General features: G+C 40.4%; 14 protein-coding genes. 12 read left to right on the forward strand and 2 right to left on the reverse strand.

The genetic code is table 11. The annotated features are described in order from the left end of the window. Positions 1–228: 228 nt before the first annotated feature. From ACYQ0H_RS06515 to spoIVA, 6 genes are all read left to right on the forward strand, one after another. Positions 229–1,167 carry an AlbA family DNA-binding domain-containing protein gene (locus ACYQ0H_RS06515; protein ID WP_459812030.1) on the forward strand — a complete coding sequence of 313 codons (939 nt, stop codon included), beginning with the start codon at positions 229–231 and terminating at the stop codon, positions 1,165–1,167. After that, positions 1,139–1,408: an ATP-binding protein gene (locus tag ACYQ0H_RS06520; protein ID WP_459812031.1), complete on the forward strand. Its 270-nt coding sequence runs from the start codon at positions 1,139–1,141 to the stop codon at positions 1,406–1,408. Before ACYQ0H_RS06515 ends, ACYQ0H_RS06520 begins: the two co-directional genes overlap by 29 nt. A gap of 45 nt (positions 1,409–1,453) precedes the next feature. Then, a complete protein-coding gene (locus tag ACYQ0H_RS06525) occupies positions 1,454–1,579 on the forward strand; it encodes a hypothetical protein (RefSeq protein WP_459812032.1) in 126 nt (41 codons plus the stop codon). Positions 1,580–2,408: 829 nt separating this feature from the next. After that, positions 2,409–3,341: a homoserine O-acetyltransferase MetA gene (metA, locus tag ACYQ0H_RS06530; protein ID WP_459812033.1), complete on the forward strand. Its 933-nt coding sequence runs from the start codon at positions 2,409–2,411 to the stop codon at positions 3,339–3,341. A 248-nt stretch (positions 3,342–3,589) separates the two neighbouring features. Beyond that, positions 3,590–5,143, forward strand: a complete 1,554-nt coding sequence (locus ACYQ0H_RS06535) for a DUF3794 domain-containing protein (protein ID WP_459812034.1) — start codon at positions 3,590–3,592, stop codon at positions 5,141–5,143. An 18-nt stretch (positions 5,144–5,161) separates the two neighbouring features. Continuing rightward, positions 5,162–6,637: a stage IV sporulation protein A gene (gene spoIVA, locus ACYQ0H_RS06540; RefSeq protein ID WP_459812035.1), complete on the forward strand. Its 1,476-nt coding sequence runs from the start codon at positions 5,162–5,164 to the stop codon at positions 6,635–6,637. A 57-nt stretch (positions 6,638–6,694) separates the two neighbouring features. Here the strand turns inward: spoIVA and ACYQ0H_RS06545 are convergent, their stop codons facing one another. Next, positions 6,695–7,033 (reverse strand): P-II family nitrogen regulator, encoded by a 339-nt coding sequence (locus tag ACYQ0H_RS06545; protein WP_459812036.1) that lies wholly within the window; start codon positions 7,031–7,033, stop codon positions 6,695–6,697. A gap of 23 nt (positions 7,034–7,056) precedes the next feature. Next, a complete protein-coding gene (gene prmA / locus ACYQ0H_RS06550) occupies positions 7,057–8,028 on the reverse strand; it encodes a 50S ribosomal protein L11 methyltransferase (protein ID WP_459812037.1) in 972 nt (323 codons plus the stop codon). 238 nt (positions 8,029–8,266) lie between these two features. On the opposite strand from prmA, the gene ACYQ0H_RS06555 reads away from it, so the two are divergent. The 6 genes from ACYQ0H_RS06555 to rpsB all read left to right on the forward strand — a co-directional run bounded on the left by ACYQ0H_RS06555 (position 8,267) and on the right by rpsB (position 12,790). Further along, positions 8,267–8,698 carry an NfeD family protein gene (locus ACYQ0H_RS06555; RefSeq protein WP_459812038.1) on the forward strand — a complete coding sequence of 144 codons (432 nt, stop codon included), beginning with the start codon at positions 8,267–8,269 and terminating at the stop codon, positions 8,696–8,698. A gap of 26 nt (positions 8,699–8,724) precedes the next feature. After that, a complete protein-coding gene (locus tag ACYQ0H_RS06560) occupies positions 8,725–9,660 on the forward strand; it encodes an SPFH domain-containing protein (protein WP_459812039.1) in 936 nt (311 codons plus the stop codon). Between the two features lie 140 nt (positions 9,661–9,800). Then, positions 9,801–10,571, forward strand: a complete 771-nt coding sequence (gene sigG, locus ACYQ0H_RS06565; protein ID WP_459812040.1) for an RNA polymerase sporulation sigma factor SigG — start codon at positions 9,801–9,803, stop codon at positions 10,569–10,571. A gap of 171 nt (positions 10,572–10,742) precedes the next feature. After that, positions 10,743–11,543, forward strand: coding sequence for a sporulation initiation factor Spo0A C-terminal domain-containing protein (locus tag ACYQ0H_RS06570; protein ID WP_459812041.1), 801 nt, complete (start codon positions 10,743–10,745; stop codon positions 11,541–11,543). A 52-nt stretch (positions 11,544–11,595) separates the two neighbouring features. Continuing rightward, entirely contained in the window at positions 11,596–11,886 is a 291-nt protein-coding gene (locus tag ACYQ0H_RS06575; RefSeq protein WP_459812042.1) for a YlmC/YmxH family sporulation protein, read from the forward strand. Between the two features lie 172 nt (positions 11,887–12,058). After that, positions 12,059–12,790 carry a 30S ribosomal protein S2 gene (rpsB, locus tag ACYQ0H_RS06580; RefSeq protein ID WP_459812043.1) on the forward strand — a complete coding sequence of 244 codons (732 nt, stop codon included), beginning with the start codon at positions 12,059–12,061 and terminating at the stop codon, positions 12,788–12,790. The last annotated feature ends 10 nt before the right edge of the window (positions 12,791–12,800 follow it).

Below are 12,800 nucleotides of genomic sequence, written 5' to 3' on the forward strand. Positions count from 1 at the left end.
TCAACAGCCTTGATTTTCCTACTGGCAGCAGCCAATTTGAAAAGTCAAAAACCGCAGAATAGCTTGAAATCAGGCGGTTTCGAGCCTTTTTCGCAAAATGGGTATTGTATCAAAGACGGCACTCCCTTAGATGCAGCCTGTGAAAGGGTGATATCTTGACTTGTGCAGAAAAATATCGGATAGTAGCAACTAAGCAAGGGAATGCTAATTTTAGGAGGTGACCGCACTATGGCAGAGAGCCAAAACATAGAATGGAAAGAGTCGTGGCGTGACGAATATCTAAAATGGATATGCGGTTTTGCTAATGCGCAGGGCGGCAAAATATATATCGGCACACGGGATGATGGCACAGTCATTGGAGTGAAAAACTCCAAGAAGCTGTTGGAGGATATTCCGAACAAGATTCAGAATAAATTGGGAATTGTGGCAGATGTGAATTTGCTTACCAAGGATGGCTTGGATTACATTGAAATCGCAGTGAGTCCGTGGTCGTTTCCGGTAAATTACGATGGCGAGTATCATTATCGCAGTGGCAGCACAAAACAGCTGCTTCGTGGCAATGCTCTGACAAATTTTCTGATGGCAAAGACCGGACTGAAATGGGATGCCGCCACGATTTCAAATATTGGAATTGATGATTTGGATAAAGAAAGTTTTGATATTTTTCGGAGAGAAGCTCTGCGCAGTGGTCGTATGTCCAAAGACGATTTGGATATTCCAAATGCAGAACTGCTGGAGAAGCTGGACTTGGTGGCAGACGGCAAGCTCAAACGTGCCGGAGCTTTATGCTTTTACCGGGAGCCGGAGAAGGTCATCGGTGGCTGCTATGTAAAAATCGGAAAATTTGAAGGCAGTGAACTGCTGTATCAGGATGAGGTACATGGTTCTCTGCTTATTATGGCGGATAGAGTGATTGACTTGATTTATCTCAAGTACCTGAAGGCTGCCATTTCGTATCATAAAGAAACACGGGTAGAGACCTACCCATTTGCCCGTGATGCTGTGCGTGAGGCTGTTTTTAATGCCCTCATCCATTGCAATTGGGCAGATAATGTTCCGGTGCAGATACGAATTGAAGATGATGCGATGTTTATCAGTAATTGCAATGCTGCCCTTTGGCTGGACGGCAGAGAGACTGTTGGGTGCCCACGCATCAAAGCCCTATAATCCGGATATTGCGAGAGTATTTTACCGTGCCGGATATATTGAAAGCTGGGGACGTGGTATTCAAAAAATTATCGATGCCTGTAAAAATCTCGGTGCGGATGAGCCGGAGTACATTGTCAGTGGCGGAGATATTATGGTGAAGTTTACTGCACTCCAAAGCGCCAAAGTACCAGATTCCAAAACGCCAAACCGCCATTTTGGCGGTTTGGATGGCGGGTTGGAAAGTGCAATGCATTTGTAGGTTATCGAAAAAATCAAAAGCAATCCACATATAGCACAGAAAGACTTGGCTTCTGAGACTCATATTCCGCTGAGAACTATACAGCGTATTATGAAGGAATTACAGGAAAACGGTAAAATCGAGCGCAAAGGTGGTAAGAGATACGGATATTGGGAAGTTCATGAAGAATAAGCGGAAGTTTCAGTTGTAAAGAAATACTTGATAACTGATGTTGGAGAACTAATAAAGTGGTTGTTGCAGATTTTGCAATAGCCACTCGGTATATTGGGTTGAGACGATAAAGCACCGGGTTGAGACGATGCCAAAATCGCTGTGTAAGAGGGCGTGATTTGCCAATGGCACATAGCGGTATTATATAGGAACTGTAGGAAAAAATGTGTCGGCTGCTTTGTAGAAACAAGGGCAGTTGATATGTTTCCCGGAACGTAAAATCCATTGGATTTGTTTCCGCAAACAGGCGAAGGAAAAATGTGCTTGCCAGATGGGTTGACATTCATCTGAAGCTATCGTGCCACATGGAAACGGTAACATTGATGTCAAGAAACAGATAATTATTTTGGATACATTATAAAGAGGGGCGCGGTACAAAAAAGAAGTTTTAATTGATGATCCAACTCTAGGGAAAACGCTTTATATATCGTTGATGGTTCTTTGATAAGATCAATGCTTTATTGTCTGACAAAGTTATTTAATAATAGGTCATGCGTGCTGCTAAGGGTAATAAATTTACCGAGCATAGAGCATGAAAAACTTATTTAATGATACGAGTTATTCATTCCGTCTCATCACATGGATCATTTATTTTTATGTCATCTAAGGTGATGGCATTATTTTTTTAAGATAAAAACAGATAAATAAAGATACGCTATGATCAAGGCAGAGCGCTAAGAAATTCCGTCAAAATAAAATAAATTGTGAATATAATCGTTTGTTCGTTGCTTTAGGTCAGGTCTTGTGGTATAATAAATATTCAGAGTATAATTTAAGGTGGGAAAGCGAAATGCCTATAAAAATTCCAAACGACTTGCCCGCGTTTTCAACGCTTGAGGCTGAAAATATATTTGTGATTCCGAACGACCGTGCCGATCATCAGGATATACGAGCGCTGAAAATTGCTATCGTAAATCTTATGCCTGATAAGATAGTAACGGAAACTCAGCTGCTTAGACTTTTAAGCAATACTCCGCTTCATGTGGATATTGATTTGGTTCAGATGAATCATATCTCTAAAAATACTCCTCAGGAGCATATGCTTGCGTTCTACAAATCCTTTGATGAGATAAGAAGCAACCGCTATGACGGTCTTATTATAACCGGCGCGCCGGTTGAACAGATCGAATACAGTGAGGTCGATTACTGGGACGAGCTTTGCGAGGTCTTTGAATGGTCAAAAACAAATGTGTATTCTACGATCCATATCTGCTGGGGCGCTCAGGCGGCTTTGTATTATCATTACGGTATACAGAAATACGCACTTGAAAATAAGAAATTCGGAAATTTTAAACATCATATTAATTATCCGCAGAGCTTGCTTCTTAAAGGTTTTGGCGATGTTTTTCATTGTCCTCATAGCCGGCATACCGAAATAAGGCGGGAGGATATAGAAAAGGTCTCCGATCTGATTATCGTAGCTGAATCCTATGAGGCCGGAGTTCATGTTATATCTGACAGATCGGAAAGGCAGTTTTTCCTGCTGGGTCATTGGGAGTATGATCGTGATACCTTGGCTAAGGAGTATTTCAGAGATAGAGAGAAGGGAATGGTAATAAATGTTCCCTATAATTACTTTCCTGATGATGACCCCGGGAAAACCCCTATTTTCAATTGGAGCTGTTCAGCAAATTTAATGTATGCAAACTGGCTGAATTATTGCGTATATCAAAAGACTCCATACGATCTTGACGATTTGAAACCATTAAAATACAATATATAAGATAGCCCACGAAAGAGTGTATTGCTTTCGTGGGTTTTGCTTTTATATAACCGTTTATCTGTTGTTTTGTGCGATTGCCTTTAATTAAAAACTGACACAGCGTTAGGAGATAATTTTATTTTCTTGTTTCTCGTTCTTAAAAACCTTGTTTCTTAATAACATTTTGCGGTATATTTCAAACGATGTCCGAATATATTGTCTTAGCAAGATAAAAAACAAACCAAGATTTTTAGGAGGACGCATTTATTATGGGAACAATGGAATTCAAAGTAAATCGGGAAACCTTTACAGCCAGTCAGATCGCTCTTGATACAACAGTAGAGCAGGCTGTAGAGCGTGATTTTGTCCTTCCCGATTACTACCCTGATATTTTCAGGATCTTAAAATGCCGTGTGATACCTAAAATTATGTCACACAGCATTAACGGCGAAAAAATGACCTTCGAGCTGTCAGTGCTGATAAGGGTAATGTATCAGAGCGAGGGAAGCTGTAAGGTAAACTGTCTGGAGCAAAAGCTTAATTATTCAAAATCAGTAGATATGAGCGGCGACTGTCAGAATCCTATGATCACAATTACTCCGCATGTTGATTACATAAACTGCCGTGTTGTTAATCAAAGAAGGCTTGACGTTAGGGGAGCGGTATCAGCAAGAATCAAGATCGTCGGAGAAAGGCAGCAGGCAGTTATAGTAGACGCTTTCGGAGCAAATATCCAGCTGAAAAAATCCCTTATAACATATCCGTCAAAACGTCTTACTGCCTCTAAAAGAGTAACGGTCATAGAAGAGCTTGAGCTTGGTGCTTCTAAGCCTGCTGTAGGCGCTGTAATACGCTCGGATTGCACCGTATTTCCTCAGGAGCAAAAAATGATCGCAGGTAAGCTTATTACAAAAGGCGATGCCGAAATATCTATGCTTTATACCTGCATTGACCCGTCCGGAGAGGATACTATCGAATCCATGAAATTTACCATACCGTTCAGCCAGATTATAGATATAGACGGCATAGACGAAAGCTTTGACGCTTTTGTTGATATAACTCCTTCAGGCTGCGAGATCATACCGAAATCTGAAAATTCATCAGCTCTAGAATGCGAGCTGGTTCTTCTTGTAAACTGTACAGCTATGAAGTTTGAAACCTGCGAAGTAGTTACGGATGCTTACTCTACCTGTTACGAATGCGAGATGGAAAACAGCGGCTGCCGTATAGAAAGCGTTCCGGTACAGATAAACGAGACTCACACTTCAGCTGCACAGATAAGCTACGACGATGATGAGATAGCTTGTATTTATGACTGCTGGTGCGATATAAACAATATTTCTTCCAGATATGACGAAAGCAGCGGAAGATATGTTATATCCGGTAATGTTATCTTTTGTCTTATCGGAAAGAACGAAAGCTGTTCGCCGATATATCTTGAAGCCGAATCGCCGTTTGAACATGAGCTTGCCGCTGAGTTTTCCGCTGAAAGTACGATAGATCCCAAAGTCTGCGTTCAGAGCTGCTCTTATCATCTTACTGACAGTCATACTGCCGAGCTTAAAGCGGAGCTGAAAATAGGAGGTCATGTCTGCGAACAGTCGGCAAGGAATATGCTTTGCGAGCTGAGGGCGTATACCGACAAGCCTAAGGAAAGACAGCAGGGATATGCACTAAAACTTTGCTATTGCAGCGAAAATGAGGACATTTGGGAGATCGCAAAGAAATATTCTACATCAATCAATGCGATTATGGAGGAAAATGATCTTGCAGGAGATAAACTCAGCGACTGCGGAATGCTGCTTATACCGTTAATGAATTAGAATCTGGAGGAAAGAAATATGACGAACGATATTTATTCAGACATTGCCACCCGAACTGACGGCGATATTTACATCGGAGTCGTCGGCCCGGTAAGAACCGGCAAATCAACATTTATAAAACAATTTATGGAGAATTTCGTTATTCCGAATATAGAGAGCGATTACCGGAAGGAAAGAGCAATTGACGAGCTTCCGCAGTCCTCCGGCGGAAAAACAATAATGACTACCGAGCCTAAATTTATTCCTGAGGAAGCGGTAGAGGTAGCGCTTGACGGCGGAGCAAAATTTAATGTCCGTATGATAGACTGCGTAGGCTATATTATTCCCAGCGCTATAGGCTACTTTGAAAACGAGATGCCGAGAATGGTGGTTACTCCGTGGTTTGACGCAGAAGTTCCTTTTAATATGGCGGCAGAGGTAGGTACTCAGAAGGTAATTACTGAACACAGCACTATAGGGCTGGTAGTAACAACAGACGGAACGATAACCGATCTTCCCAGAGATGAATATGAGGAATGTGAGGAAAGAGTTATCGCAGAGCTGCAAAATATCAATAAGCCCTTTGTAGTTCTGATGAACAGCGTTTATCCTGACTCGGTTGAGGTACAGCAGCTATGCAGAGAGCTTTCCGAAAAATACAAAACTACAGTTATCCCTATTAATTGCCTGGAGCTTTCCGAAGCAGATATAAAGAATATACTTACTCAGGTTCTATATGCATTTCCCATAAAGGAGATCAATATTGAAATGCCTTCATGGATCAACAGCCTGGACAAAGGACACTGGCTGAAAGAAGCTGTTTTTTCACATATAAGAAGCGCTGCTTCTCATCTGACTAATCTGAGACAGATAAATACCTGTGCAGACGAAATTGCATTATGTGATCAGGTTACAGAGAGCAGAGTAAAGAGTATTGATCTGGGAAGCGGAAGCGCCGTAATTTCCGTTGGGATTCATCAGGATCTTTTCTTTAAGATAATCGGAGAAGCGACCGGTCTTACGATTGAAAATGAAAGCGATCTTATGCCTCAGATACTTGAGCTTGTAAGGATAAAAAATAAGTTCTCGAAATTTGCTGAAGCGCTTAATCAGGTAGAAGAGACCGGATACGGTATAGTTATGCCTTCTATGGATGAGCTGTCCCTTGAAGAACCGGAGGTTATAAAGCAGGGCGGAAAATACGGCATACGTCTGAAAGCTGCCGCTCCGTCTATCCATATGATGAAAGCTACGATAAATACTGAGGTAGCGCCTATTGTAGGTTCTGAAAAGCAGTCTGAAGAGCTGGTTCTGTATATGCTCAACGATTTTGAAGAATCGCCGCAGAAGATCTGGGAGAGCAATATATTCGGTAAGTCGCTGCATGAACTTGTAAATGAGGGACTTCATGCAAAGCTGGCGAAGCTGCCTTATGATGCAAGAATGAGATTAAAAGAAACTGTTGAGAGAATGATAAACGAGGGCTGTTCAGGTCTTATATGTTTTATACTTTAAATAAAAAAGCAGGTGTTCTTTTAAGAATCACCTGCATTTTTTATAAATATATTGTATTTAATTAATTCCCATAGCAAAGGTCACAGGCACTCCGAAAAGTACTCCTGCATTCGGCACAGAAAGATCACCGGTTATTTTCAGAATAGCTTCCTTTGCCTCTTCGACCTGTTCATCCTTAACGGCTACAAAGATAGTTTTACCTTTCATTGCGGGATCTTCTCCGTTCAGAAGCTCTCTCAGAAGACCTATCGTAGGAAGGTTATCCATACCGGATATTGATTTTGCCATACCTACGCTGTCTATAGCCGTTCCTCCTCTGATACCTGCCTTAGCAAGCTCCTTCATAATATCGTCTACAAGCTCCGTTCTTTTAATGATCAAAAATAAAAGCTGCATAATTTTCTCCTTTCCGTTTTATGTTAATTCTCTAATACAAAAGCAGCGGCGACCCAATCCTCTTTTTCTCTGATCTCGGTCAGCCTGAAGCCTTTTGAACTGATAACATCTAAAACCTCGTCCTTTCGGCTGTCTATAATTCCGGAAACAATAAGTTTTCCGTTCTGCTTTAGAAATTGTCCGAACCTATCGCCCATGCCTATAAGAACATCTGCTACGATATTGGCGCACACTATATCATAGTCTGAACCGATAGCGCAAACAAGGCTGTTATCGTCAATTACATTTCCGCATACTGCCGTATATTTATTTCTCGGAATATGATTTTTTACTGCGTTCTCTCCTGCTATTTTTACGGAGTTTTCATCTATATCTACGGCAAATGCCGATTTTGCACCCAATAATATGCCGGCTATAGATAAGATTCCGCTGCCGCACCCCAGATCCAGCATTTTGCAGTCTGCGGCAATATGCTTTTCAATCAGTTCAAGGCAAAGCTGAGTCGTATTGTGCTGCCCTGTTCCGAAACTGGAAGCAGGGTCGATTTCAAGTATCCTGCGGCTTTCGCCGGGATCTGTCTTTTCCCAAGACGGCTTTACGAGCAGCTTTTCGCCTATGCAAAGAGGCTTAAAATACTGCTTCCAGTTGTTCGCCCAATCCTCCTCGCGCACGTTTTTCAGTTCATATTCAAGTCTGCCGAATACGTTATCAGAGTCACGCTGTTTAAGAGCTTTGAGCTCCGATTTTACAGCCTCCAGGTTTTCAAGTCCCTGAGCGTTTTCAGGCAGATAAACGGTAACGGTAGTTTCGCAGTTTTTCAGTCCCATCAGATCATCGTCTATATAATCCCAGTTGACAGATTTATTCTGCAAAAATTCTTCAAAATCCTCCGGATCCTTAATAACAAATCCGTTTATCCCGTAACCCAGCAGTGAACCGGTAAGCGGTTCAATTCCCTCAGATGAGGTATATATATCAATTTCGATCCAATTCATATTTTACGACCCTTTCAGATAGATATATTATTATAATAACATATTATCTGACAATTGTCAAATACAAGTAAAATTTTTGTAATTAACGTCCACTGTATGATAAAAGCTGCTTATGATCGCTGCTGAAAATATCGATAAATAATTTGAAAAATCTATTGAAAAAAGACAAATGCTGTGGTATAATATCATCATACATATAAATATGTATAGAGCAATATAATATAAAGGGGGATATAATATGAGTACGATGATGATCGTCGGCTGGGCAATAGCTTTTGTGTTTTTTATTGTAGCTGAAATAGCGACTGCTACGGCTCTGGTTTCTATCTGGCTTGCGTTCGGAGCATTGGCTGCAATGTTCTTTGCTATTGCCGATTTCAGCTTTATAGTACAGCTGACTGTTTTCGTTATTGCGTCTGTGATACTGCTGATTGCGACTCGTCCTCTGGTGAAAAAAATGCAGGGAGAGAAGTATCATACCAATTTTGAGCTTGATATTGGAAAAACCGCACTGGTTACTGAAAAAATCAATAACGAGCTTGGAGAGGGCAGAGTCAGATTAGACGGAACCAATTGGGCAGCGCGTTCAACTGACGGTTCTGTTATTGACGAAGGCGCTGTTGTTACCGTACGGGAGGTTGACGGCGCAAAGCTTATAGTTTCAAAATAATTTACTGAAATTCAGGAGGTAGTATAATGGACGGTTTGGTAATCGGGTTAATAATTGCTGTTATTCTTATTATAGTAATAATAAGCAATATCAAGGTAGTTCCTCAGGCATATGTATATGTTGTCGAAAGATTCGGAGCATTCCATGCCGCATGGGGAACAGGACTTCATGTAACTATACCTTTTATCGATAAGGTAGCTAAAAAGGTTTCTATCAAGGAACAGGTAGTGGATTTTAAACCGCAGTCTGTAATTACGAAGGACAATGTTACAATGCAGATAGATACTGTAGTTTTCTTCCAGATCACAAACGCTATGCAGTTTACCTACGGTGTTGAAAGACCTATTTCTGCAATTGAAAATCTTACGGCTACTACACTTCGTAATATAGTCGGAGATATGGATCTCGAAGCTACTCTTACATCGCGTGATTTTATAAATACGAATATAACAAAAATTCTTGATGAAGCAACTGACAGATGGGGAATCAAGGTTCAGAGGGTCGAGCTGAAAAATATACTTCCTCCTTCTGAAATCCGCGACGCTATGGAAAGGCAGATGAAAGCGGATCGTGAAAGAAGAGAAAAGGTAATACAGGCAGAAGCGGAAAAGAAATCGCAGATCCTTGTTGCCGAGGGTGAAAGAGAGTCTAAGATACTTCGTGCAGAGGCTGAAAAAGAAGCAAAGATACTTCAGGCTGACGCTGTTAAACAGCAGAAAATTCTTGAGGCTGAAGGTGAAGCGCAGGCTATCCAGATGGTTCAGCAGGCTATTGCCGACAGCTTGGTAAAATTGAATGCTGCTAATCCTAATGAGCAGGTCATTCAGCTCAAGAGCCTTGAAGCGTTTGCCAAAGCAGCTGACGGAAAGGCTACAAAGATAATTATCCCCAGTGAAATTCAGGGACTCGCCGGACTTGCTACAGGTTTTAAAGAAGTAATAACCGATATTCCTAAGCAATAAGAGAAACCATAATATTAAAAGCGGTCAAAATACTGGCCGCTTTTTCTTATAAGTTTATTCCATAAATTGCTTATAAGGCTGCTGTATACTGTAACTCGGCTTTGGTAATAATTATATTATCAAAGCTTATAGGAGTTAATATGCAGTATAATAAGGTTGAAATAAGCGGAGTCAATACCTCCGAGTTGATAGTATTAAAAGAATCCGAAAAAATGGAGCTTCTTAAGAAAGTGCGCAGCGGTGATAAGCAGGCCAGAGAAGAGCTTATAAAAGGCAATCTAAGACTTGTTTTAAGCGTTTTACAGAGATTTGTCAACAGGGGAGAATCTGCTGACGATTTGTTTCAGGTAGGAGTAGTCGGTCTGATAAAGGCAATAGATAATTTTGATATAAACCTTGACGTTAGGTTCAGCACCTATGCTGTCCCTATGATACTTGGTGAACTGAGAAGATTTATGAGAGATTATCAGCCTTTGAGGGTAAGCCGTTCATTAAGGGATATGGCTTATAAGGCCATGCAGGCTAAAGAAAGACTTATGAATATAAACCAGAAGGAGCCGACTGTTGATGAAATTGCTAAGGAAATCGGCGTTAAGCGCTGCGAGGTAGTAACGGCTCTTGAATCAATCAGCGATCCGATATCTTTATATGAGCCTGTATATTCAGATTCCGGAGATACGCTTTTTGTATTAGATCAAGTTGGGGATAATAACGACGCTTCGCAATGGCTTGAAGAGCTTTCTCTCAAAGAAGCAATAAACTCTCTTCAGCCCAGAGAAAAAAACATTTTATTTCTAAGATTTTTTCAGGGAAAAACTCAGGTAGAGGTAGCAAACAGTATAGGTATTTCCCAGGCACAGGTCTCAAGGCTGGAAAAAGGTGCTTTAAGCAGGATAAAGTCCCAAATTTAATGCGATTAAATTCGACATATGTAAAATTACAATAAAATATATTTGTGCAAAATTTATATGCAATCGATACAAAAAGTGAAATGAACCTGCGCTCTTGAATTTATTTTGAAGATTTGTTATACTGTTATTGATAAGTATTTAACAACTTATGTTCGGAAAGGGGTGCAGGCTGTGATCAATAAGATAAGGCTGCTTATTTCAGTGAACGATGAAAAGCTGCTTTCACAGTGTATTTCAGCTTTTGCTTTGCCTTATTTTAATATACAGAAGTGCGATCCTGACAGTGTATCAGTGGAAGTTTCGGTTATGCGCTGTAAACCTCATGTCGTTCTTTTGAGCAGCAATAATATGAAAAGCGACGCAATGCGTTCTTTGATAAGTAATCTTAATGTAATGCATAAATCGCCGATCATTATAAATCTGTACACCTATGAAGAACAAGGACTTATAGAAGATCTGGAAAGTCTGGGAGTCAGCAAAAGCTATTCTGCACCGTTTGATTTTCAGCAGATTGCGGATGATATCCGTGAGATCTGTAGTTTAATGCCGGTTGATATTAATAAGGGCTATGATGAAATAAAGCATAGGATCTCAGAAATTATGAATATATTTAATTTTAATAATTGTATGCAGGGATACAATTATATAAGAGATTCTATTTTTATGGCTGTAACTCAGATGAACAGAAAATACAATTTTTCAAAAGACGTATACCCTGCGATAGCCGAGAAATATGAAACGTCTTCCACGTCGGTAGAGAGAGCGGTCAGAGTAGCGATAAGCAATTCATGGAAGCGTACTAATGAAAACGTCAGGAAAATGTTTTTTAATCAGAATTCTCTTAAAAATTGCAAGAAACCCACGAACAGCGAGTTTATACTGATTATAGCAGACTACATAAGAGTCGAATTTTTCGACTTTTTTGAATACATAGAAGCCGACAAGAAAATTTTAAGCTCGAATAAAATTTAATTGTAATCAAACAAGCCTTCTTCTGCATATTTTTATGCAGGGGGTGGCTTTTATGATATGCAGCTTTACAAGCCTCAGAAATAAAGAGGTGGTTAATCTAAGGACAGGTCTGAAAATAGGTTTTGTAGATGATATCGAAATAGATACAGTAACCGGAAGCGTTGTTTCTCTTATTGTTTTCGGCAGATCCAGGGCTTTCGGAATAATGGGAAGAGATGAGGATATAATTATTAAATGCAAGGATATAGAATTAATTGGTGAGGACACTATTTTGGTGAAGTTTGATAATGATGCAGTATGCACAAAATCAAGAACTTTCTGCGTGGAAAATTTGTTGAAATAATAAACAGTTCAGACTTGCATTTTTATAAGCTTTATGGTATAATATTAAAGCAATTCGCACGTCTGTGTTTTTACTGTGGTTCCTGATAATATCAGGTGTAGGTAAGCTAAACCAGGCGGAGGATACAAAATCCGTTAAATCGGAAATAAAAACCAAACAGGAGGTTACTACAATGGGAGTAGTATCAATGAAGCAGCTTCTTGAGGCCGGAGTACATTTCGGTCATCAGACAAGAAGATGGAACCCTAAAATGGCACCGTATATCTTTACGGAAAGAAACGGAATCTACATTATCGATCTTCAGAAGACGGTTAAGAAGCTTGAAGAAGCTTATATGTTTATCCGTGATATTTCTGCTGAGGGTAAGGAAGTGCTTTTTGTAGGCACAAAGAAGCAGGCCAGCGAGTCTGTTAAGGAAGAGGCTCTAAGAGCAAATGCACATTATGTAAACGCCAGATGGCTCGGCGGAATGATGACAAACTTCAAGACTATCCAGAGAAGAATTAAAAGACTTGAGCAGCTTCACGCTATGGAAACTGACGGTACATTTAATCTTCTTCCTAAAAAAGAAGTTGTTAAGCTTAACCTAGAGATTGAAAAGCTTGAGAAATTCATGGGCGGTATCAAGAATATGAAAACGCTTCCGGGCGCACTCTTCGTTGTTGATCCCCGTAAGGAAAAGATCGCCGTTTCTGAAGCTAAGAAGCTTGGAATCCCGGTAGTAGCTATCGTAGATACTAACTGCGATCCTGATGATGTTGATTATGTAATTCCGGGAAACGATGATGCTATAAGAGCAGTTAAGCTTATTGCCGGTTGCATGGCTAATGCAATTGTTGAAGGCAGACAGGGCGAGGACGCTGAGGCTGCTGAAGAAACAGCTGCCGAAGCAGTAGCTGAATAATTTTAAGATA

This window comes from Hominimerdicola intestinalis, assembly GCF_054655215.1.